The 22,594-nt window shown below is 37.1% G+C and carries 20 protein-coding genes, 1 pseudogene and 1 riboswitch; of the genes and pseudogenes, 10 read left to right on the top strand and 11 right to left on the bottom strand.

What is annotated here, in order from left to right:
- Window positions 1-49: 49 nt before the first annotated feature.
- Window positions 50-505 carry an OmpA family protein gene (locus tag ACY45D_RS03350; protein ID WP_463108433.1) on the bottom strand — a complete coding sequence of 152 codons (456 nt, stop codon included), beginning with the start codon at window positions 503-505 and terminating at the stop codon, window positions 50-52.
- A 123-nt stretch (window positions 506-628) separates the two neighbouring features.
- Window positions 629-1,657: an outer membrane protein Omp38 gene (gene omp38 / locus ACY45D_RS03345; protein WP_463108432.1), complete on the bottom strand. Its 1,029-nt coding sequence runs from the start codon at window positions 1,655-1,657 to the stop codon at window positions 629-631.
- A gap of 377 nt (window positions 1,658-2,034) precedes the next feature.
- Between omp38 and ACY45D_RS03340 the strand changes: the two are divergent.
- The 5 genes and pseudogenes from ACY45D_RS03340 to ACY45D_RS03320 form a co-directional block, all read left to right on the top strand.
- A pseudogene (locus ACY45D_RS03340) lies at window positions 2,035-2,115 on the top strand (pilus assembly FimT family protein); the annotation flags it as partial.
- Between the two features lie 27 nt (window positions 2,116-2,142).
- Complete coding sequence (locus tag ACY45D_RS03335) at window positions 2,143-2,565, top strand: GspH/FimT family protein (RefSeq protein ID WP_463109417.1); 423 nt, start codon at window positions 2,143-2,145, stop codon at window positions 2,563-2,565.
- Window positions 2,566-2,681: 116 nt separating this feature from the next.
- Window positions 2,682-3,857 (top strand): thiolase family protein, encoded by a 1,176-nt coding sequence (locus ACY45D_RS03330; RefSeq protein WP_463108431.1) that lies wholly within the window; start codon window positions 2,682-2,684, stop codon window positions 3,855-3,857.
- Between the two features lie 175 nt (window positions 3,858-4,032).
- Window positions 4,033-4,473 carry a VOC family protein gene (locus ACY45D_RS03325; protein ID WP_463108430.1) on the top strand — a complete coding sequence of 147 codons (441 nt, stop codon included), beginning with the start codon at window positions 4,033-4,035 and terminating at the stop codon, window positions 4,471-4,473.
- A gap of 85 nt (window positions 4,474-4,558) precedes the next feature.
- Complete coding sequence (locus ACY45D_RS03320) at window positions 4,559-5,179, top strand: rhomboid family intramembrane serine protease (protein ID WP_463108429.1); 621 nt, start codon at window positions 4,559-4,561, stop codon at window positions 5,177-5,179.
- Here ACY45D_RS03320 and ACY45D_RS03315 read toward each other — a convergent pair.
- The 7 genes from ACY45D_RS03315 to ACY45D_RS03285 form a co-directional block, all read right to left on the bottom strand.
- Window positions 5,171-6,628, bottom strand: coding sequence for a hypothetical protein (locus tag ACY45D_RS03315; RefSeq protein WP_463108428.1), 1,458 nt, complete (start codon window positions 6,626-6,628; stop codon window positions 5,171-5,173). The two genes, ACY45D_RS03320 and ACY45D_RS03315, sit on opposite strands and share 9 nt — an antisense overlap.
- Before the next feature lie 198 nt (window positions 6,629-6,826).
- Window positions 6,827-7,312: a DUF934 domain-containing protein gene (locus ACY45D_RS03310; protein ID WP_463108427.1), complete on the bottom strand. Its 486-nt coding sequence runs from the start codon at window positions 7,310-7,312 to the stop codon at window positions 6,827-6,829.
- A complete protein-coding gene (locus tag ACY45D_RS03305; RefSeq protein WP_463108426.1) occupies window positions 7,305-8,948 on the bottom strand; it encodes a nitrite/sulfite reductase in 1,644 nt (547 codons plus the stop codon). The genes ACY45D_RS03310 and ACY45D_RS03305 overlap by 8 nt, the downstream gene beginning before the upstream one ends.
- Before the next feature lie 206 nt (window positions 8,949-9,154).
- Complete coding sequence (locus tag ACY45D_RS03300) at window positions 9,155-9,697, bottom strand: GNAT family N-acetyltransferase (protein WP_463108425.1); 543 nt, start codon at window positions 9,695-9,697, stop codon at window positions 9,155-9,157.
- A gap of 110 nt (window positions 9,698-9,807) precedes the next feature.
- On the bottom strand, window positions 9,808-10,317 hold the full coding sequence (locus tag ACY45D_RS03295) for a DUF1543 domain-containing protein (protein WP_463108424.1): 510 nt from the start codon (window positions 10,315-10,317) through the stop codon (window positions 9,808-9,810).
- A gap of 234 nt (window positions 10,318-10,551) precedes the next feature.
- Window positions 10,552-11,805 carry a tryptophan synthase subunit beta gene (gene trpB / locus ACY45D_RS03290; protein WP_463108423.1) on the bottom strand — a complete coding sequence of 418 codons (1,254 nt, stop codon included), beginning with the start codon at window positions 11,803-11,805 and terminating at the stop codon, window positions 10,552-10,554.
- Complete coding sequence (locus tag ACY45D_RS03285) at window positions 11,789-12,439, bottom strand: phosphoribosylanthranilate isomerase (RefSeq protein ID WP_463109416.1); 651 nt, start codon at window positions 12,437-12,439, stop codon at window positions 11,789-11,791. The genes trpB and ACY45D_RS03285 overlap by 17 nt, the downstream gene beginning before the upstream one ends.
- Window positions 12,440-12,577: 138 nt before the next feature.
- A riboswitch (cobalamin riboswitch) is annotated at window positions 12,578-12,782 on the top strand.
- A 25-nt stretch (window positions 12,783-12,807) separates the two neighbouring features.
- Between ACY45D_RS03285 and ACY45D_RS03280 the strand changes: the two genes are divergently transcribed.
- From ACY45D_RS03280 to ACY45D_RS03260, 5 genes are all read left to right on the top strand, one after another.
- A complete protein-coding gene (locus ACY45D_RS03280; protein ID WP_463108422.1) occupies window positions 12,808-14,718 on the top strand; it encodes a TonB-dependent receptor plug domain-containing protein in 1,911 nt (636 codons plus the stop codon).
- 116 nt (window positions 14,719-14,834) lie between these two features.
- Window positions 14,835-15,413 carry a cob(I)yrinic acid a,c-diamide adenosyltransferase gene (locus ACY45D_RS03275; RefSeq protein WP_089605738.1) on the top strand — a complete coding sequence of 193 codons (579 nt, stop codon included), beginning with the start codon at window positions 14,835-14,837 and terminating at the stop codon, window positions 15,411-15,413.
- 318 nt (window positions 15,414-15,731) lie between these two features.
- Window positions 15,732-16,454, top strand: a complete 723-nt coding sequence (locus ACY45D_RS03270; protein WP_463108421.1) for a glycerophosphodiester phosphodiesterase — start codon at window positions 15,732-15,734, stop codon at window positions 16,452-16,454.
- A 338-nt stretch (window positions 16,455-16,792) separates the two neighbouring features.
- Window positions 16,793-17,956, top strand: a complete 1,164-nt coding sequence (locus ACY45D_RS03265) for an acyl-CoA desaturase (RefSeq protein WP_463108420.1) — start codon at window positions 16,793-16,795, stop codon at window positions 17,954-17,956.
- Between the two features lie 200 nt (window positions 17,957-18,156).
- The gene (locus ACY45D_RS03260; protein ID WP_463108419.1) at window positions 18,157-19,599 is read left to right on the top strand and encodes a protein adenylyltransferase SelO; all 1,443 of its coding nucleotides are present in this window, start codon (window positions 18,157-18,159) and stop codon (window positions 19,597-19,599) included.
- Window positions 19,600-19,885: 286 nt separating this feature from the next.
- Here the strand turns inward: ACY45D_RS03260 and ACY45D_RS03255 are convergent, their stop codons facing one another.
- Complete coding sequence (locus tag ACY45D_RS03255) at window positions 19,886-20,983, bottom strand: hypothetical protein (protein WP_463108418.1); 1,098 nt, start codon at window positions 20,981-20,983, stop codon at window positions 19,886-19,888.
- Between the two features lie 25 nt (window positions 20,984-21,008).
- Complete coding sequence (locus tag ACY45D_RS03250) at window positions 21,009-22,424, bottom strand: hypothetical protein (protein ID WP_463108417.1); 1,416 nt, start codon at window positions 22,422-22,424, stop codon at window positions 21,009-21,011.
- Window positions 22,425-22,594: the final 170 nt, after the last annotated feature.

Raw genomic sequence — 22,594 nt, 5'->3', positions numbered from 1 at the left:
TAATACGTTTAATTTGATCGCAACGTGATTCAAATCACTCTATCGCTAATTACTGGATCTTTAATGTTACAGTTACCCTTCTATTCTTAGCCCGGCCATCTGCCGTATTATTACTGGCGATTGGTTTTGTTGGCCCCAAGCCTGTTGCAATAAGTTGATCAGGATTCACATGATATTCATTGAGAATAAAGTCTCTCACTCTATTTGCCCGAATGTTAGATACCTTATTATTCGCTGCAAATGAGCCTGAACTATCAGTATGACCTTCTATGTATAAAATAAAGTTTTTATTATTTTTCAGTAACTGCGAGGCAATTAGTAAAGTTGGTTGATATTGCTCATCAATTTCAGTCGATTTATTTTTAAAGTAAATTTCTAAACCTTTTTTTAAAGCCGTTGTTTCTTTCGGATATTCTATTTGAATCGAGTTTGTCGTTACCCCCCTATCTATAGAGTGACAAGCATTTAGCCCAAGCAAGATTAAACCTAGTAATAGCTTACTCATATTGATAGCTGTCCACTTTGTATTCATTATTTTTAATTCATTTAATGTTTAGATATTTTAACTATTATAATTATTTTATAAAAAAAAGCGACTCTGACGAGTCGCTTTTTTATTCTCAATAAATTATTGAGTTACAGTACGGCTACCAGTGATCGTCGCGAATACACGACGGTTCATAGCACGACCTTCTTTAGTTTTGTTGTCAGCAATCGGTTGATCCCAAGCGAAACCTTGAGTAGACAAACGAGATGCATCGATGTTGTATTCGCTTACTAGTGCTGATTTAACAGAGTTAGCACGAGCTAAAGATAAACGTTCGTTTAACTTACGTGGACCAGTGTTATCTGTGTGACCTTCAATACGAGCAGTCGCATTCGGGAATTCAGATAATTTTTCAGCTACTTTCGCAACTTCTGGCTTGTATTGATCTTTGATGTTTGATTTGTTTGTATCAAAGAACACGCGAAGTTCCATGTTCAAATCTTCAGTTAACTGTTGTGGCTCAGGAGCTACAGGAACTGGAGCTGGAACAACTGGAGCAACTTCTACTACAGGAGCAGCAGGCTTCAAGTGACCACCAAGAACTACGTTAAGACCTGCAAGCGCAGTATAGTTCCAGAATTTTTCATCAAAGTTATAAGTACCACGAGCTTCTGTACGAAGAGACAAAGCATCGTTTAAGCGCCAGAAAGCACCAACACCAGCATTACCTAAAGTACCTTCTTCGTCACTATGATAAGACATATCGTCTAATTCATATTTATAATGACCAGCACCTAATAAAACGTAAGGCTTGATTTTGCTGTCATAGTCTTTAGTGATCAAATCAGAAGTAGCATAGAAGTTACCATTGATTTGTTTTTGCTTATATTCAGAACCAGCAACGCCAGTACCGTCTAAGTCACCTTTAACTTGGTTATATTCAGCTTCGAAACCTAACCATGGAGTAAGTTCTACACCAAGAGCAGCACCAACGAATAAATCGTTTTGTAGCTCAGGGCCCATAGTTAACTCACCTTTATCACCACCGTTATTGTGTTGAGAATCTTGGAAAGTGTAACCAAGCATTAAAGGTGTAACAGTTACACCAGCGTTAGCAGCAGCGAATGGCGCAGCAACAAGCATTGCAAGTGCGATACGACTCAATTTCATGGATATCCTCCAGAGATAACAATTGTTTTGTTCAAGCTTAGCCTAAAATTTATCGGCTATCCTGAGATAGAATTTAATACCCCAGTATTATTTTTAAGCTACTCATGTTGAATCATACAAACACTTGATTTTTTTTCCAAGTGCTTGATAACTTTAATCAAGTAAATTATTGACAAAATTACTTACAATTTCCGTTGTAATTCGGTAAATTTTTACTCAATTTTTCTTCATGAATCGCTTATCTTTTTGCTACTTTTATTTTAACAGCAAAAGAATACGATAGTAATAAATATTTTACTACAATTACCTTTGAATCAAATTTAAAAGAAAAAACATTATTTATCAAATAAAAACACACAACAACAGAAGATTTTATTATGTACTTTTATTGTAAAGACTGCGGTTTTACGCTATTTGAGCTCATTGTAACTATTTCAATAATCTCAATTTTAAGCCTAATGTGCATTCCCTATTATCACAATATGATGCAAAAGCAAGAACTTAACTCAATAAGACCCTTGACTCAACAATACTTATCATTTGCAAAAAGTCAAGCCTTGGTGCTGCATACTCCCGTTGTGATCTGTTCATCGGAAAACTTAATCCAATGTGAAAATAACCAATGGGACAATGGTGTGATCATTTTTACTGATAAAAATAGAAATAAATCAGTCGACACAGATGAGCATATACTCTTTAAAACTGAACATAATATTAAATATGGTCACTTGACTTGGGCAGGTAGTTCAAGTAGCACCCATGTGCTTACCTTACAAGGTGATACTGGATTACCCAGAGGTGCACCTGGAAGTTTTTATTATTGTGGTATAGCTCGAAAGGAAAATAAGTTAAGACTTACAATCAGTAGAATGGGTATTATCAATTCTGTACCAAACTCCAATTGTTAAAAACTGGTCACTACAGTCTAGATATATTCAATATTGATACTTTCTTCTGAATCAGTTTTTTATATACTGCTAAGGTTTTTGAAAAAATCATAGAATACTGATTGGAGAATAGAACAATGACTGACATCGTAATTGTGAATGGTGCACGTACCGCAATGGGCGGATTTCAAGGAAGCCTTGCGGACGTTACAGCTCCTGATTTAGGCGCTGTGACGATTAAAGAAGCCATTGCTCGTGCGGGTTTACAACCGAGTGATGTACAAGAAGTCATTATGGGTTGTGTACTTCCAGCAGGTTTAAAACAAGGTCCAGCTCGTCAAGCGATGCGTAAAGCAGGCCTTCCAGATTCTACTGGCGCAGTGACCATCAATAAACTGTGTGGTTCTGGCATGAAAGCTGTGATGCAGGCTGCCGATGCGATCAAAGCAGGTTCTGCAGAAGTCGTTGTTGCAGGTGGTATGGAATCGATGACCAATGCACCATATTTATTGCCTAAAGCTCGCGGTGGTTACCGTATGGGTCATGGTGAAGTTAAAGATCATATGTTCTTTGATGGTTTAGAAGATGCTGAAACAGGTCGTTTGATGGGTTCATTTGCGCAAGATATGGCAAATACTCGCGGTTATACCCGTGAACAAATGGATGATTTTGCAATTCGTTCACTACAACGTGCTCAAAAAGCCATTACAGAAGGTTATTTCGCAGACGAAATCACGCCTGTTACAGTAACTACACGTAAAGGTGATGTGATTGTTGATAAAGATGAACAACCTTTTAATGCCAATATTGAAAAGATTCCAACTTTACGCCCAGCTTTTGCAAAAGACGGTACGATTACTGCTGCAAATGCAAGTTCGATTTCAGATGGTGCATCAGCACTTGTTCTAACATCTGCTGACCACGCAGCTGCGAAAGGCTTAAACCCGCTTGCTAAAATCGTTGCTTATGCATCGAATTCACAACACCCTTCTGAGTTTACCATTGCTCCAGTTGGCGCAATCCAAAAAGTTTTAAACAAAACAGGTTGGGATGCACAGGACGTTGACCTTTGGGAAATCAATGAAGCGTTTGCAATGGTGACCATGTGTCCGGTTGACGATTTCAAACTTGACATCGAAAAAGTTAACATCAACGGCGGTGCATGTGCATTAGGTCATCCAGTTGGTTCAACAGGTTCTCGTATCATTTTAACGTTGATTCATGCTCTTAAACGTACAGGTGGCAAGAAAGGTATTGCTGCGCTTTGTATCGGTGGTGGTGAAGCAACTGCTGTTGCGATTGAACTTTTATAATACGTTAGCAATATCACCCTAATCTTTGTTAAAGCTTTTAATTTTAATAAACTTAGGCAACAAAAATCCTCCATTGATTGGAGGATTTTTTATTTCCGATTACAAAATATTCATCAAATTTTAAGCATCTAACTGCTAGATTAATCTCCTCAAAACAACAAAATGGATTTCTAGCATGCAACTGAATCACTATTTAAATTTTCAGGGTGAAACCGAAGCGGCTTTTAATTTTTATAAGTCAGTATTTGGCGGAGATTTTTCTTTTATTAAACGCTATTCAGAACTGCCCGATGCACAAGTTTCTGAAAAAGAGAAAGATTATATTCTCCATGTTTCTTTACCCATTAATGATTTTACGGTTTTAATGGGCTCAGATATTTCTGAACAATTTTGTGCTCAAAATAGTGCTCCTTTCAACAAAGGAAATAACCATTATATTTCTATCAATTTAGAAGCCCATGAAGAAGATGAAGCACAGCATCTTTTCAATGCCTTGTCTGTAAATGGTGACATTGAAATGCCTTTAGACAAGACATTTTGGGGCGCTTTATATGGTGCTTTTACCGATCAATTTGGTGTGAAATGGATGGTCAACTGCCAGTTAATCACTGAATAATTTTTCTTCACATACAATATAGCCTATTGATTTGAAATCATTTAGGTTATATTGCATCGCATACCTCAACATAATTTATAACAAGATGATGACTGGTCTTACACATACTATTCTGATTATTATCATTACGATTTTGACTTCTATTGCTGCTTGGCAACATCGTAATATCATGAATCGTTTGATTTTTAATATTTCAGCGATTAAACAGGGTCAATATGATCGCTTTCTGACTCATGGCTTTATTCATAATGATGGTGTGCATCTTTTCTTTAATATGTTCACACTTTATTTCTTCGGAAGAAGTGTTGAATGGTTTTTTCGTGACTATTTAAGTGGTATGGGTTTTGTACTGTTTTATTGTAGCGCCATTATTGTGGCTGCAATCCCCAGTTATATTCAGTATCGCAACTTAAATTCTTATCGTAGCTTAGGTGCATCCGGCGCAGTCAATGCTGTACTTTTTAGTGCTATTTTATTTGATCCATGGGGAATGATTTATATCTATTTTATTCCTGTGCCTGCCATTATTTTTGGAACAATTTATCTGTGTTATAGCATGTATGCGATTCGTTCAGGGCATTCTCCATTGATTGATCATCGAGCACATATTACTGGTGCAGTTTATGGTTTCTTATTCCCTATGCTCCTTGCACCATCGCTTGGCACGGCTTTCTTCTATAAGTTTATTGATACGCCGTTATTTTAAATAAGGTTTCAACAATTTTTTAACAATCAGATCCTCAGAAAATTGAGGATACAACAAGATAAATCTAGGTAGCAAATTTTGCATTTGATATTGTTGTTGTTCTGTCCACTTTAGGCCGTATGCCGCATTTTTTAGATGGTTTAATTTTTCTTGTAAGTGATTTTCAAAGAACTTTTGGTCTTGAGTTGTTTGAATATATTGACTTTGCTGAATAAACCAATATAACTGATCTCCAATATTATATCCTTCAACCAGTTTTAATCTTTGTTGAAAATTGACTTCATCCTTCGTGACCATCATCGATAAATATCGATCAAGCTCTTCTAAACTCAGTTGATCCCGTAAATATTTTTTTGCCTTTGACAATTGATAAAAATACAATTTTCTTCCAGATTTCTGATAAAAACTCAAATATTGATCGACTTTAATATATTTTTGTTTTAAGGCAAAAAATAAAACTGAATTTACAATCAGGGACTGATCTATCCTCTCAATAATTTTAAAAAATTCAATTAGATCCCTCTTCAACAAAATCCATTGATAGGCTCTAATTCGAAGATGACTAACTAATAAAACACTCATTGGGTTTTCAGTAAAATATCTTTCAAAATCAAAATGGATTTGACGCAAAGCAAAAGAAGCATAGTCCATCACAGAGATAAATGGACTTTGCCACATCAAAACAAGATCCCCTGTATTTAACGCATTCCTTTTATATAAAATATCAAAGAGACGATACTGTACCTCGCGAAATGAACTACTCTTTAAAATCAAAATCAATGATGGATTAGATTCATATTGAATCATGTGCTCCAACCAATGTGCTCTAACCTTTTGATCCTTCGCATTGCGACATAATTCAAATAATTCTTCAGAATCAATCCATTGATATTTAATGATAAACTCTAATAATATTCGAGGTAAAATGCCTTGTTGTTGAGTTAAAGTTTCTACCAAATATGTTTTATCATTTTTAACTTTACAAAGTAATAGTGTAAATACCTCCTCTTCTGTACGTTCGCGTTTTTGTAGTGTAGCAATTTCATAAAAATGATCTATACAGAGTTTTGAAAATTCAGTTCTTTCACTCCACACTTGAATATGTGTTGCTGCCAATTTTCGATTAATCGGAACATAATCACTGAGTCTATTTAGCACATGCGGAAACAATGCTGGCTGAAAATTTTGCTGAAATTTTTCGAGCATTTCCTGTCGCAAATATCCATCGTAACTTTTTAACTTTAAAATCGAAATATCAAAATCTGAAAGCTGTTTATCAGTCCTTAAATAGCGGTAGCTATAATCATCAATATCATTAACGTCCGTGTAACTTTGATGTATATTCGGCTCCATAGAAAGATTATTCGTTATAATCTGTTCGCTCTGCTTAATATTTAGTACAGGCGATGGATGAGCTGATTTAAAAATATTTTTTAAAAATTTCCACATAGAAATAAATCATTAATTATTGATTTAATTTACTCATATCATAAATTAGCAGAAAAATCTTTATCAATTAAAAAACGCTTTCACAGTCACGGAAACAACATGCTCTTTTATAAAGAGGATAGATAATTCAATTGGAATCAATAAATTACTTAAATACAAAAAAGCCGGACCAAAGTCCAGCTTTTATGCTTAAAAAAACTAAGCACCAGTTTGATAATGTGCCTGAGCAACACCTGTCGAAGCTTGATATGGATTTTTAAAATCATTTAAACCCGCAGCAGCTTCAGTAATATCTTTACCTTCTTTCACCACAAAGGTGTCAAAACCTGAACGTTTTAAATAATTTAAAACATCTTTAAAAATATCACCTGTCGCACGAAGTTCACCTTGATAACCTTGACGGCGTAACAATGCTGCAAATGAATAACCACGACCATCATTAAAACCTGCAAACTCAATAAAGATTGCATCAAGTTGGTCTAGTGGAAATTGATTGACTTCTGGTGAAGCATCAACAGTGATATAGAGTGCTTTTTTACCTGAAATATTGGCAATTTGATCGAGCTGATCAACCAATAAAACCACATCACCTTGCGGTAAAACAGCATCTTCACCCATGATTTGATACGTGTTATCGGTAATTACGCCATCTTTAGAGAGGACTTGAAGTGCTGTATTAAGCATATGCACGCTCCTTAAATGGTTGAATCCCCACACGGCGATACGTTTCGATAAACTCCTCACCTTCAGTACGTAAATCTAGGTAAGTATTTAAGATTTCATCAATCACATCAGGTACAACTTCTGCTGCAAATGAAGGCCCTAAGATGTCACCAATTGAAGCATCATGGTCTGCATTTCCACCTAAAGTGATTTGGTAAAATTCAGCGCCTTTTTTATCTACGCCCAAAATACCAATATTACCAACATGGTGATGACCACAGGCATTCATACAACCTGAAATATTCAAATCGATATGACCCAAATTATAAACCGTGTCTAAATCATCAAATCGACGTGTGATTGCTTCTGAAATTGGAATTGATTTTGCATTTGCCAAAGAACAGAAATCACCACCAGGACAGCAGATAATATCGGTAATAAAACCAATATGCGCACGTGCCATGTTGTTATTTTCAAGGATTTGCCACAATTCAAATAAATCTTTTTGCGGAACATCAACCAATGAAATATTTTGTTCATGCGTAGTACGCAATTCACCAAATGTATATTTGTCAGCAAGATCAGCAATCAAATTCATTTCTTCAACAGACATATCGCCCGGTGCAATACCTGCACGTTTGAGTGAAATCGTTACGATACGATAGCCTTTCACTTTATGTGCATTGGTGTTGATGTTAAACCAGTGTTTAAATTTTGGATGCGCTGCAAATAAAGCATCAAAGTTTTCATCAGGTAAATCTTGATAATCGAATGGTGTGAATTCTTCATCCAATTTTTTCAAAATTTCAGGCTGAATTTTTAAAGTCTGAATGGTATGAGCAAATTCAGCTTCTACTTTTTCAGCAAATACTTCAGGGGTTAATGCTTTCACTAAAATTTTAATACGTGCTTTGTATTTATTATCACGACGACCATGTAAGTTATACACACGAAGAACTGCTTCAAGATAAGCGATCAAATCCTCACGTGGTAAGAAATCACGAATAAAACTACCAATCACAGGCGTACGGCCTAAACCACCACCGACTTTAATTTTATAACCCATTTCACCCGCTTCATTTTTAACGATATATACACCAATATCGTGGAATGAAGTCGCAGCACGATCCGTTTCTTCCAGTGCAGAAACTGCAATTTTGAATTTACGGGGTAAAAATGCAAATTCAGGATGGAAAGTTGACCATTGACGAATCAATTCACATGTAGGGCGTGGGTCTGCTATCTCACCTGCAACGACACCTGCATATTGGTCAGTTGTGGTATTACGAATACAGTTACCTGAAGTTTGAATGGCATGCATTTGAACTGTAGCAAGTTCAGCAAGCATGTCTGGTACATTTTCCAAAGCAGGCCAGTTAAATTGAATATTCTGACGTGTTGATACATGTGCATAACCACGGTCAAACTCTTTTGCCAATTCAGAAATTTTACGAAGTTGGATTGAGTTCATTAGACCATAAGGTACTGCAATACGTAGCATTGGCGCATAGCGTTGTACGTATAAACCATTTTGTAGGCGTAATGGACGATACTCATCTTCAGTGAGTTTACCCGCTAAATAACGTTCCGTTTGATCACGGAATTGTGCAACACGTTCATTGATCAGTTGCTGATCGAAATCAGTATATAAATACATGGCGTACAGCTAGTAGTTTCATTATAACGATGCACAATATAACGAGATTTGACCTATCAACGAAATGCGTTTTTTACATATTTAATAGCGATTTTATTGATAAGCATCATATAACGATTGAATTTACAAAGCTTTCAGCAAAATAACTATTTTTATTCGCGTATTGATGTATTTATTCATTGCTTATATCTTTATGTGATAAGCACTTAATACCAATAGCCCATCAAATCCAACTTAGCATTTTCAATCCATGGTTTCGATCCAATTTGTTTATACATCAAGCAATCATCAAAGAAGCCTTCTTTCATGCCATAGTTAATATGTTCTTCTGTGACTAACCATCGTGCATGTTGCGCGGTTAATTCAAAACCAAATTTTCGATAAAAATCATGTTGATCAGCCACGAGGAATAGAAAATCGATATTTGTTTGGAATTTCTGTGCCAAATGATCAAGTTCATTCAACATTTGAGCAGCTCGACCTTGATTGCGGAATTGTGGATGAATTGCAAAGTCGATAACACCGAGTACATTGATCGGCTCACCATTTAAAGTCATGACTCGATAATCTAGTCCCAACTGTCCAATCAATTGGTTTTGGTTTTTGAGTAATAATCGATAATGCGGCAATTGCTTAAAATAATGTCGACCATGAAAATCTTCTTCTGGAAAACACACTCTCATTAAATCCGCAATTTGTACTTTTGTTTCGGTATCTAATGCAAGCTCATCAATAAATTGAACATTCATTCTTCTTCATTCCTCATTTAATCTTATTCTTAATCAGTATTTTTTCTTTCTTAATTTTTTCACCACTATTTAAGCCATTGATTTAACAAAATATGATATCAACTTTACTTTTAAATTTGTAAATAGGTATTTTCCCAAACACCTTCAGCAAAAGTACCTTCAACCAATTGCACATAACGCCCATGAACATGGTCAATCGCAATACAGTCATCCACGTCTAAAACTCGATCGGTATGTTGTTTTTGCCAATGTGCTGCAAAATACTGTTTACCTTTTTCCTTTGCAACAATTGAATTCTGTGCAACAACAAGAACATAACGATGTAATTCGCCAAATTCACGTGCATCATAACCACCTAAATTGATTAGCCAAAGTTTTTGATCTGCTTGATTGGGCTGTGCATTTGTAAAATGAATGTGATAGTTTTTATTTTCAAATTCTAAACCTTGTAACTTTGCCCATGCATCGATATGCAAACCTTTTTGCTCACCAAACCATGCACTTTTGAGTTGAGGAGAAATGTCTTCAAGCGAATCCCCTACTGCAAGTACGACATCGTGAACTTCAGTATTGGCACGTGCATGACGACCACCAAGCATGACAATAAATAAACTAGACATTTTTGAGCTCAATAAATTGAATCTTGTTAATTAGAAATCTTTTTAAATAATGACTTAGAAGAAATGATAATAATAAAATCTTGTTATCTTTCTAAACCGTAAATCTCCTCCCTTTTTAGAGAGAGGTTGGGTAAGCCTTAAAGCACCTCCCTTTTTAAAGGGAGGCTGGGAGGGATTTTTATTTAAGTGTATTAATATTCAAAAATATCAACCTAAAACCCCTCCAAAAAGCAATTACATCTCAACCATTTCCACGCCATCAATACGTGCCACAGTCATTAAATCCTTATCACCACGACCTGAAACAGTCGCAATAATAATTTGATCCTTAGACATGGTTGGTGCAAGTTTAGTGACATAAGCCATCGCATGAGAACTTTCCAATGCAGGAATAATCCCTTCAATATGGGTTAAATCACGGAAACCTTGTAAAGCTTCATTGTCATTGATTGGCACATATTCAACACGATGCATATCTTTTAGGAAGCTATGTTCAGGACCTACACCTGGATAATCCAAACCTGCTGAAATTGAATGCGTTTCAATGATCTGACCTTGTTCATCAGACATCAAATAAGTACGATTACCATGTAAAACACCGACATGACCTGCGTTTAATGGTGCAGAATGTTTACCTGTTTCAATGCCATAACCCGCAGCTTCAACACCGTACATTTTAACATCTTGGTCATTTAAGAATGGGTAGAACAAGCCCATTGCATTTGAACCACCGCCTACACATGCCACCAAAGCATCAGGTAAACGGCCTGCTTGCTCCTGAATTTGTTTGCGTGCTTCACGACCAATAATCGATTGGAAGTCACGAACCAATTGTGGATACGGATGCGGCCCTGCAACCGTACCAATCACATAATAAGTCGAATCAACATTGGTCACCCAGTCACGCATTGCTTCGTTCATGGCATCTTTCAATGTTTTAGAACCGCTTTCCACAGGAACAACGGTCGCACCCAACAAACGCATACGATAAACGTTCATGGCTTGACGTTTCACATCTTCCGCGCCCATGAACACAACACATTCAAGACCTAAACGTGCTGCGATGGTTGCAGTCGCAACGCCATGTTGCCCTGCGCCTGTTTCAGCAATAATACGTTTTTTCCCAGAAAGCTTTGCCAGTAACGCCTGACCAATGGTGTTATTCACTTTGTGCGAACCTGTATGATTCAAGTCCTCACGTTTTAAGTAAATTTGCGCACCACCCAACTCTTTTGACCATCGCTCAGCATAATACAAAGGACTAGGACGACCTACATAGTAGGCAAGATCACGGTCGAATTCTGCCAAAAACTGAGCATCATCTTTCATACGAAAATAGAGTTTCTCTAAATCCTCTAAAGCAGCCATCAGAGTTTCTGACACAAAACGTCCGCCATGGATACCAAAATGCCCGTTTTGATCTGGGTATTGGGTATAGTCAATCACTTGATCTTGTAAATTATCTTGTTGATTACTTTGCTGATCCACGTTGGACTCCTTGCATAAATTTTTCAATGAGTTGTTGGTCTTTAATACCTTTTGCGGATTCTACGCCTCCGCTGACATCAACCGCATACGCTTGAGTCGTTTGTATAGCGTCTTCAATATTTTCAGGTTTTAAACCACCTGCCAAAATCAAAGGAATATCCAGTTTGGGAAATTGTGACCAGTCAAAACTGTGTCCAGTTCCGCCTTTGAGTTCAGGATGCCATGCGTCTAAGAGCATAGCACTTGCTCCTGCTTGTTGATATTGCCGAATTGTCTGAATGATTTCTAAATTGTCTAAATCAGGTTTGACTTGTATCGCTTTGTACCAACGGCGTTTATTATATTGTGCAATCTGTTGGCACTGTTCGGCCGTTTCATCGCCATGAAACTGAAGAATATCTAAAGGAACTTGCTCTAAAACTTGCGCGACTTGTTCAGATGTTGCATTGACAAATAATCCCACGATATTGACATAAGCTGGAATCAATTGTGCCAATTGTTTTGCCAATTCAATCGATACATTGCGTGGACTTGGTTCATAAAATACGAGACCAATTGCATCTGCACCCGCTTCAACAGCGGCTTGAATATCTTGTGGACGCGTAATTCCACAGATTTTGGCACGAGTACGCATATTCATCACTCTAATTCAGTGTAGTTCACGAATCTAAATCGGTTTAAGCGAATCATTGTAATGCAATTTTGCTCACTTGCGTTAAAGTTCAATAGGATTCTCTATTCAACATTGTTTAATTCCTAATCTGTCTTTATACTGCGCGCAAATGCAACGAGTCTAGCTTAGGCTTAGGGAAGTTGGTGCAAATCCAACACTGCCCCCGCAACGGTAAAATGAACGATTATTCTTTATAAATCTTAGGATTTACACCACTGCAATTTTTTGTGGGAAGGTGGAATAATTTGAATCGATATCGATTCTATATTTGAGTCCGGATACCTGCTTGTTGTGCCCTTTTAACTCAATCATTCACGGGGAGTGAATGTATGGAGCATACCATGTCTGGTTTTTATAAACTTTCAGCTTTTAAGCCTACGACACTTGTAGGTGCTATCGCTATTGCGATGGGGCTCTCTTCTACTGGTTTTGCCGAAACTACATCTTCAAATTCAGAAGTAAAATCTCAGCTCGATACTATTGTAATCACAGCCACGCGTTCTGAAGAAAAAATTGAAAATGTTCCTGCACGTATTTCAATTATTGAACCACATATTTTAGAACAATCACCAATTGCTGAGTTACCGCATTTACTCATGAGCGATGCTTCTATTGATATGATGCAATACGGTGGTTATGGACAAGCTGCCTCTATCTTTACTCGTGGTACAAACTCAACGCACACCTTAGTATTACGTGATGGTGTTCGTCTAAATACGGGTTCTGCAGGTTCTGCGTCATTGGCATTTATTGATACAACAGATATTAAACAAATTGAAGTATTAAAAGGCCCAGCATCCGTTTTATATGGAACAGATGCAATTGGTGGCGTCGTTCAACTTGTTTCAAAAACACCTGAAAAAACGGGTGCATTTGTTACTGGAGAGATAGGTGAACACAATACTTACAAATCTGTAGTTGGTGCTGATTTGGCTGAAAACGGTGTATATGCACAAGTTCGTGGACAACGACTTGAATCAGATGGTACACAAGTAACAGATTTTAAAGATGCCAATGTGAAAGCAGGTTCATATGACCAAAAAGGCTTTAGTGCAAAACTCGGTGTTGAAAAAGAACAATATGCTGCATCTGTAGATTACTCACAGAACCAAGGCACTTCAACCTATGTCGATGGTGTCAATGATGCCAATTGGAACTTGATTGGTTTAAAAAATGTCTCTCAAGATTTTAAGAATGAGATCATTAATGTCAAAGGCCGTGTAAATGTAAACGATAGCCTTTCAATCAATGCGCGCTTGTCACAATTTAAAGATGACTTAGAGCAAAATGATTCACATGATGCGATTTACAACACCACCAAAGAAGCTGAACTTTACAGCAAGTGGCAATTTACACCGACTCAAAATATTTTAGCGGGTGTAGCCACCAAAAATGTAAAGTCTGATGTGCTTTCAGGCAGTGGTTTTTATGGTGTGGATTACGATAAAGAAGTCGACAGCACGGGATATTTTGTACAACACCAATACCAAACAGACAAATTACACACTCAATTGGGTCTACGTGTAGAAGATCATGAAACGTTTGGTACACATACAGTTGGGCAAGCCGCTGCACGTTACCAAATCCTACCGATGACCAGCATTTATACCAATATTGGTACAGCATTCCGTGCACCAACCAATAATGACCTCTATGCACTCAGCTGGGGTGGTAATCCTGACTTAAAACCTGAAGAAAGTATTTCCTATGAAGTTGGTCTAGACCAAAAAATTACAGATAACTTCAGCATGGGGCTTTCTGCATACCGCAATGAAGTAGATGATCTGATTACGTATGTGACTGATCCAATCACTTATGAAGGTCGTTTGTACAATGTGAAAAAAGCCACATTTACAGGGGGTGAATTTAATCTAGATTGGACAAGTGATGAACTATTCACGAACCTTTCATATGCTTATGTACAACCCAAAGATAAAGAAACGGATGAAGACTTGCCACGTCGTTCACGTCAAAGCTTAACCTTGACCACGGGTATCCAAAACGAAGTTTATGGCATCAGCACCTCACTTTCAGCTAAATCAAGACCGAAAAACAGTAAAGTTTCAGGTTATGCCACTGTCGATGTAAATGCGTTTTGGAATATCAATCCAAACGTAAAACTATTCACCAATATTCAAAATATTGGAGATGTTGAATATAAAACAACGTCATATAGCAATGGTTACTATTACATCAATGGCGGCCGTCTTGCTTCAGCTGGGGTAACGTTCCGTTACTAAAATAAAGGGGCTATTGACAGCCCCTTAACTCAAAAAAATTTTAAAACAGCGCAGTTTATGGATAATGTTTTGACCGGCATTATCCTTTTTTTCATTTTTCATACAAGGAAACAATTATGGGCCATCGTTTAAGTAAAATTTATACCCGTACAGGTGATTCGGGAACGACTGGACTGGGTGATGGTTCACGTGTCGCTAAAGATGACCTTCGCATTGCTGCATTGGGTGATGTCGATGAGTTGAATGCAATTATTGGTGTACTCCGGGCTCAAATTACAGCAAGTTCTATTGTAGAAAAAGCGGAATGGGATAAATCACTGAGCTTAATTCAACATTGGCTTTTCGATTTGGGTGGTGAGGTTTGTATTCCAAACTACAACTTATTACAGCCTGTCTGTGTCGAGTTTCTTGAAAAAGACATTGACCGTATGAATGAAGATTTGCCAATGCTTAAAGAATTTATTTTACCTTCAGGAACATTGGTCTGTAGTTATGCACATCAAGCTCGTGCCGTTTGCCGTCGTGCGGAACGCAGCCTAATGACCGTGAACACTCGAGATCAGAATATCCAAGCAACGGCTTTACAACTTCTGAATCGTTTATCCGACTGGTTCTTCGTTGCTTCACGTGCTTTACAACGTGCTGAAGGTGGCAATGAGGTTCTGTGGCAAAAAAACATCAATGAAACGATTTAAATGTGTTTTTATGAATGAATCTTGATCACAGTATGCTCATGATTTAAAAGCGACTACGCTACGCTATTGTAATAGATGATAATAAGCCACTGTTGGTCTAGTTTTGTTCTGGCTTCAATGCATTTCAATACAATGCTTTGAACTGATTCAGAATATCCAACCAACTGTGGTTTTTGCTTTTCTAAAACAATAAGTTTTGCAACACAATTTATAGTTAAATCTAAATTAACTCTAAATATCCTAGTTTTATAATTTATTTCTAAATTCATCACAACTCGTTTAAATTAGATAAATACGACCCAAAAAACTGAGTGAAATATGAGAATCATTGGACATCGTGGCGCACGTGGCGAAGCACCTGAAAATACACTGGGTGGATTTCAATATATCCGCGATTTAGGCATTCGTGCAGTTGAGTTTGATGTCCGACAGTTAAAAGATGATGAAATCATTATTATGCATGATGACAACTTCCTTAGAACCACATCAATAGACCAAGCCTTATATACTTTAAGCAGCACCGAACTTGAACCTTATAATCAAGCCAATATTTGGATGGATTGGGAAAAACAAATCACCCCGACCCTACGTCAAAGTTTGAAAATCATGCACGATTTTGAACATATTGAAGTTGAAGTAAAAACAGTTGAAACAATGCGACACGCTGAAAAACTGGTGATTGAATTACAAAAACAATTAACAGGTTTTGAAAATACGGCAATCATCACCAGTTTTGACTTGAAAATTCATCAAGCACTTCTTCAACAAAACAGTCATTTCAAACAAGGCTTATTGATTGAAACGGATATTGGAGAACAAGCCATTGAACAGGCTTTAGCATTGGAATGCTGTCAAATCGGTTGGATGAATCAATTGGCAACAGATGAAATCATTCAAGCCACTCAAAAAGCCAATTTAAATGTCAGTGTGTGGACAGTCAATGCGCTTGAACGCGCTCAACATTTACGTGATTTGGGTATCAATGGTTTGATTACAGATTTTCCTAAAATGATGCAATCTGGATTAGGTCAAATTAAATAGCAAAATGGTTTGTGAACAATTTAAATTTTATAATTTATTTTATTTATAATCAATAAGTTACAATTGTGCTCGCTATAGAGTTTATGGTTTAATTTTTTTACACTATTTTGACAACTCAATACGACTTTTGAACCATTCTTTTTTTCCGATCAAATCGATAAAATTCATGTTTTATTCTGTTACTGTTTTATACAATACAGATGTACACTAATACTAGTGAACATCTGTTCGCTCATGCTAATATCCACGACTGTATAGCCTAAAAAATACTGAAGCTATGCTTTCGATTTTTACCTAATTATTTTACCTAATTAAGGTTCTTAGGAGTGCTGTTGGAGATGAATGCTCCCCTACCCAAAGCCCCAATAAATTGGATCGGTGTCTTTGCATTGGTGTTGCTACCAATTATTGCAGTGATTGCGATCCCTTTATATGCCTACCATCATGATTTTAGTATGGCGGCTTGGATTAGTTTATTCGTTTTACTTGGTTTCAGTAGCTTAGGTATTACTGCTGGCTATCATCGTTTATGGGCACACCGTGCTTATGAAGCGACATTGCCACTCAAAATCATTTTGATGATTATGGGTACATTTGCAGTACAAAATAGTATTTTGTTCTGGGCTTCAGGTCACCGTACTCATCACCGTCATGTTGATGATGTAGAACAAGATCCATACTCTATTAATAATGGTTTTTGGTTTGCACATATCGGTTGGATGTTACGTAACTATCCATCTTCTGAAAAAAACTATAAAAATGCACCCGATTTGTTGAATGATAAAGTCGTGATGTTTCAGGACAAATATTACATTCCATTGGTGATTGTCGTTCATGCTGCCATCTTAGTTCCACTCGGTTGGGCTGTTGGTGATATGTGGGGTGTTTTATTATTAGGTGGATTATTACGCTTAATTATCAGCCACCACGTCACATTCTTCATTAACTCGCTTTGTCATATGTGGGGCAAACGTCCTTATACTGACGAAAATACTGCACGTGATAACTTCGTTCTCGCTATCGCAACTTGGGGCGAGGGCTATCATAACTATCACCACATTTTCCAATACGACTATCGTAATGGTGTGAAATGGTGGCAATATGACCCGACAAAATGGCTGATTTGGTCATGTTCTAAAGTCGGTTTAGCAAAAAATCTGCGTCGTATTCCAAACTTCAATATTAAGAAAGCCGAATTGGCAATGAAGTTTAAATATGCACAACAAGATCTTGCGATTTACGGGCATGATGTAAGTGCCGATATTATGGCAATGAAACAAAAAGTTGCTCAAGAATATGAAGCATTTACCCATACCTTAAACGATTGGGCTGCTTTAAAAGAGCAAGAACTTCAAGCCAAAAAAGCGGCTGTTGCTGAAAAAATTCACCAAATGGATGTGAAATTAAAAGTTGATTTCCAATTGGTTGAACAAAAGCTGGCTTTCCATCGTGAACGTTTAGAAACGTTAATGCGTGGTATTAAAAAGAACGTAGTTTCTTAATCAAATTTAAATGAATTGAAAAGCTCCGAAATGGAGCTTTTTTTGCACTTTTCATCTTGCAGACCATGCCGAAGCACATCATTCATCAACTTCGATGAGGCAAAATTATTTATTGTTGACTGAAACAGTTGGAATTATCCATACCGATAAAACTTTGCTATATTGGTGAAGTCATGCCTAATCCACTGTGATCAATTGCTATGTATTTCAATTCACGTTATCCATCACTCAATTCAAAACTCTACCATGAGCAAATGCCAGTTCCGCTCAAAGGCGCTAAAGCAGGACATTTTAATGTAGCTTTGGCCGATGAGTTGCAATGGTCAGATGAGGATAAAGCGCAATGGGTCGAAATCTGTAGTGGACAAAAAACCTTTCCTGAATTTCACCCATTGGCGATGGTCTATGCGGGACATCAGTTTGGACAGTGGGCAGGTCAGCTCGGTGATGGGCGAGGCTTACTGATTGCTCAGATTTTAAATCGACAAGGTCAAACCATTGACCTACATTTAAAAGGTGCAGGTTCAACCCCCTACTCTCGCATGGGAGATGGTCGTGCAGTATTACGTTCTGTAATTCGAGAATATCTCGCAGGTCATGCACTTAATTCACTCGGTGTACCATCAAGTAATGCCGTTGGATTCACCACGTCTACACAAGGCGTACAACGTGAAAAATTGGAATTAGGTGCAATGATGTTACGTACATCTGACTGCCATATTCGTTTAGGGCATTTTGAATGGATTAATCAATATCAGCCTGACTTATTGGCAGAATTTACGCAGAAATGTATGGAATGGCACTATCCAGAATGTTTAGAGGTTGAAAAGCCACTGCTCGCATTTGCTACGAAGGTTATTCAAAACACAGCAATCATGATCGCCAAGTGGCAATTGGTCGGCTTTGCACATGGTGTGATGAATACCGATAATTTAAATATCACAGGTTCAACTTTAGACTTCGGCCCTTACGGCTTTATGGAGCGTTTCCGCCCGAATTGGATCAATAATCACAGTGATTACAATGGGCGTTATACCTATCAAAATCAACCCAGTATTGCGCATTGGAATCTTTGGAATTGGTTAAACAATTTAATTCCATTAGCAAAGGCTGACGAAAAAGAACAATTTAAACAAGATTTAGTTGAATGTTTAGAACATTTTGAACCGACATTTTTAGAACATTATACGCTAGGACTTTGCCAAAAAATGGGGCTTCCAAACTTCCATAAAGACAGCCTTGATTGTGGCATGGCCTTTTTAAAAGTACTGCAATCTGAGCAATTAGACTACACCGACAGCTTTATTCGTTTGCAGAATAAACAATATGAAGCCATCAAAGATGATTGTGTCGATCGTCATCAGTTCGAAGTATTTTTAACGCAATACCAAAGTATTCGTGAAAACCAAGATATTGATGCGCTTGATGCTGAAATGGTGAAAGTCAATCCTGTCTATATCCTTCGCAATCACATGGCACAGAAAGCCATTGAACTGGCGGAGCGTGGCGATTTCTCAGAAGTAGAGCGTTTATTTAAATTGCTAAGTCAACCATTTAGCAAACAAGCCGATTTAGAAAAGGCTGAAGATTTAGCACCATTACCAAGTGATGTACCTGAAATATCAGTGAGTTGTTCTTCTTAGTAAATTGTGTGTAAATAACCTAATGCCAAGCAGTTAAGCATTTTTAAATCCTCCCCAACCCTCCTTTTTCAAAGGAGGGATGAGCAGCACAGCTGCGCAAGAGAATCTAAAATTATTTTAAATTCTCAATAGTTCCCCTCTTTTTCCTTGCGCCATATATGGCTCAGGGTTAGGGGAGATTTTTAGATGAGTAAGTACTAAGTTACTCTTAACTGATCCGCATTAGGGCGAAAAAACCATGTTTTTCTATAGCTTATTCATTTTAAAATCAGTTTTTAAAGCCCTATTACCAAAAATATTGAGCATATAAATACGTACTAAAACGATGCGCATCATTGCTGGCTAAATCATCTGTCAAATATTTCAAACCGAAGTTTTTATGCTGTACAGATACACCTAAAGAATGTGTCTGGGGTTCTATATGTATGCCGTATTTAAGTGGCGCAGTCTGCCAAAAGCCATTGAATTGCGCCAAAGTCAAATACTGATTTGAAAAGCTACTCAGGCTGATACTCCAAGGATTTACATCGGATATATAGGTAATTTCAGAACTGATTTTAAACGGTAATTTTTGTTTATATTGCTTGGTTTTACTCAATTGTCCAGACAGATCCATACGTGGGCGACTGTTCTGATCATAAGTAATACTATATTTTGTAAATGGAGCATTGTCCCAATACAAATAGCTAAAAATATCTTCAGCTTGAAAATAAAGATCCCAATTTTTGCCTATTTTACCTTTTAAACCCAAATCCAAGGCATAACCATAACCTTTGTTCGTTTTGCCATTCCAACCCAATTCATCTTCTTTTAATGCAGGTTGATCATAACTATAGTCTAACTGACCATTCAACCAACTGACCCGATCCATCAGTTCAGGCACACTTGTGGTTTGACCGCGTGCCTGAAATGTACCATCGACATAATGACGCCCAATTAATGCGGTAGCTCCCGTCACAACTGTCCAATTGGGGTGAATATCCCAATCATAGCCAAATCGTGTTCCAACGGTATCGACATGTTGTGCTTCTAATTCCAGTGCATAACTTGAATTCGCATCAATCAGCTGATCATTTTGAATTTGATAATATAATTTTGCCATGTCTTCACTAAAACGTAATTGGTAGTCATAAGACCATACCCAACCCATCGTCCAGTGATCCTGTTGCGTTTCAAGTTTCATTTTGCCCGAAGCAAAGGCATTCTTACCCTTTTGCAAATGTGGGCTATCCCAATCATTCAAAAAGGCATGGACTGAAACAGGATCGCTATACAATTCTGCATTCAATGAAAATTGTGCTGATTTTTCTGCAAAACATACGCTAGGAAACAGCATTAGAAATATAAGATTTTTATTCATTTCATATAAAAGAAGACAGCGCATGCTGTCCTCTTCTCACAAGTCTAAATTATGGAGTGATATAAACAACTGTATCGTCAATAAATTTCACAGCATATTGCTCTGAAGAATTTTTGGTAATTGTTCCATAACTTGTCGTTCCGACTTTTACATCAGCCGTGCTAAAGTTTTTAATATCCGCAATTTGAACAAATGCACCATTTTCATGCTTGATCACACTGCTTACTACAGGTTTTTCTTGAGTAATATCTTGTGAAGCAAACTCAATATTCAATGCATTTTTATCAACCGCAACTGCAACATTTGCAGTCCCTTTTAAATATTCAGCACGCTTGGCAGTCACATTGATACTAAATGGTGTTGGCGTTGCATTCGCACCTTTTAATTTACCTGACAATTTAACGGCTAAATCTGCATTAATAAAATTCAACGCAGTTTCATGACCCGCACTAATATCAATGACTTTTGATAAATCATTGTTTAATTTAATACTTGCATCAAGATCCAAGACTTCTTGCAAATATGAAACCTGACCTTTTAAAACCAACTCAGATGGTATTAATTGTTCAATTATCGATTGACCATTAGAGAACTGAACTGTTTTTGCTGAAGATGAAACTTCACTCAATGTTGCTTTTACATCTGCACTTTCAAAGACTAAACCTTTTAATTGTAAAGATGCTTGATTCGGTAAAGCCTCTTGATTTTCCAAAGTATTCGCAACTGGGTACACCAACTTAGCCGTACTGTCTGCAGTGAAACTAAATTTAGCTTTTTGCTGTGTAGCATTGGTGATGTCAATCGCCCCACCATTTGCAATTTTAAAATTATAGGTGCTTTGATTTGCGATAAAGGGAGCTTCAAACACCAGATTGGTCACGTTTACTTTAGCTTGATTCGCATAAATAAAGTTTTCTTTGTTGGTTAACCAATCTGGATTATCCCAATCCCATGCATTTGGCTCTTTAAATTCGTCCCAGTACGCAACATCAGCAGAACCAGTCACTTTGATTGAACTGCCTGTTACCTGAATTTGTAATGTATTATTTTTTAAGTCATATCCTAGCGGATATTGATTTTTAATCGCATCTTCTTTTAACAATAGCTCTAATTCAGCCGCACTGTATTGCTTCGTTTTGCCTTGCGCATCTTCCATAGCAAGCCCTGCAAGCGTAGTCACTATGTCAGCTGCACGACCTAAATCAGAAGCAGTATTATTGATCACTTCAACTGGTGTTTTATAATTATCTGCAATATCTTGAAAACCATCATAATATGAAATAATTGCTTTGGTTGTTTCAATCAGTTGTTTTGCTTTGTCCAAATCAGAAACAGGGGTAGTTACACTCCCTCCGCCTGTATTTCCTCCATTTGAATTACCGCTGTTGGATGAACCACCTCCACCTCCGCAAGCAACCAAAGCTGAACTACACATAATCACAAGCAATGTTTTTTTAAATAACATGAGATACCCTTTTGTTATGAATATATAAAAAGTAATTTTTCGTAAATATAAAGCTTGCTAAAAATATCTCGTAATTCGCATATTTTCAATAAAAATATGCATAAATCACCAAAATTATTTGAATAATAAATAGTTACATAAACCAATCAATTAAAAAATTATAAAATTCA

The organism is Acinetobacter sp. BZX-2 (genome assembly GCF_055179795.1).
Note: the sequence above shows the minus strand (reverse complement) of the source record. Positions and strands in the feature narration are given on the sequence as shown.

Bases quoted from the DNA above. Each gene is read 5' to 3' on its own strand.
- ACY45D_RS03350 (WP_463108433.1), bottom strand. From the start codon at position 505: ATGAGTAAGCTATTACTAGGTTTAATCTTGCTTGGGCTAAATGCTTGT.
- omp38 (WP_463108432.1), bottom strand. From the start codon at position 1,657: ATGAAATTGAGTCGTATCGCACTTGCAATGCTTGTTGCTGCGCCATTC.
- ACY45D_RS03335 (WP_463109417.1), top strand. From the start codon at position 2,143: ATGCAAAAGCAAGAACTTAACTCAATAAGACCCTTGACTCAACAATAC.
- ACY45D_RS03330 (WP_463108431.1), top strand. From the start codon at position 2,682: ATGACTGACATCGTAATTGTGAATGGTGCACGTACCGCAATGGGCGGA.
- ACY45D_RS03325 (WP_463108430.1), top strand. From the start codon at position 4,033: ATGCAACTGAATCACTATTTAAATTTTCAGGGTGAAACCGAAGCGGCT.
- ACY45D_RS03320 (WP_463108429.1), top strand. From the start codon at position 4,559: ATGATGACTGGTCTTACACATACTATTCTGATTATTATCATTACGATT.
- ACY45D_RS03315 (WP_463108428.1), bottom strand. From the start codon at position 6,628: ATGTGGAAATTTTTAAAAAATATTTTTAAATCAGCTCATCCATCGCCT.
- ACY45D_RS03310 (WP_463108427.1), bottom strand. From the start codon at position 7,312: ATGCTTAATACAGCACTTCAAGTCCTCTCTAAAGATGGCGTAATTACC.
- ACY45D_RS03305 (WP_463108426.1), bottom strand. From the start codon at position 8,948: ATGTATTTATATACTGATTTCGATCAGCAACTGATCAATGAACGTGTT.
- ACY45D_RS03300 (WP_463108425.1), bottom strand. From the start codon at position 9,697: ATGAATGTTCAATTTATTGATGAGCTTGCATTAGATACCGAAACAAAA.
- ACY45D_RS03295 (WP_463108424.1), bottom strand. From the start codon at position 10,317: ATGTCTAGTTTATTTATTGTCATGCTTGGTGGTCGTCATGCACGTGCC.
- ACY45D_RS03285 (WP_463109416.1), bottom strand. From the start codon at position 12,439: ATGCGTACTCGTGCCAAAATCTGTGGAATTACGCGTCCACAAGATATT.
- ACY45D_RS03280 (WP_463108422.1), top strand. From the start codon at position 12,808: ATGGAGCATACCATGTCTGGTTTTTATAAACTTTCAGCTTTTAAGCCT.
- ACY45D_RS03275 (WP_089605738.1), top strand. From the start codon at position 14,835: ATGGGCCATCGTTTAAGTAAAATTTATACCCGTACAGGTGATTCGGGA.
- ACY45D_RS03270 (WP_463108421.1), top strand. From the start codon at position 15,732: ATGAGAATCATTGGACATCGTGGCGCACGTGGCGAAGCACCTGAAAAT.
- ACY45D_RS03265 (WP_463108420.1), top strand. From the start codon at position 16,793: ATGAATGCTCCCCTACCCAAAGCCCCAATAAATTGGATCGGTGTCTTT.
- ACY45D_RS03260 (WP_463108419.1), top strand. From the start codon at position 18,157: ATGTATTTCAATTCACGTTATCCATCACTCAATTCAAAACTCTACCAT.
- ACY45D_RS03255 (WP_463108418.1), bottom strand. From the start codon at position 20,983: ATGCGCTGTCTTCTTTTATATGAAATGAATAAAAATCTTATATTTCTA.
- ACY45D_RS03250 (WP_463108417.1), bottom strand. From the start codon at position 22,424: ATGTTATTTAAAAAAACATTGCTTGTGATTATGTGTAGTTCAGCTTTG.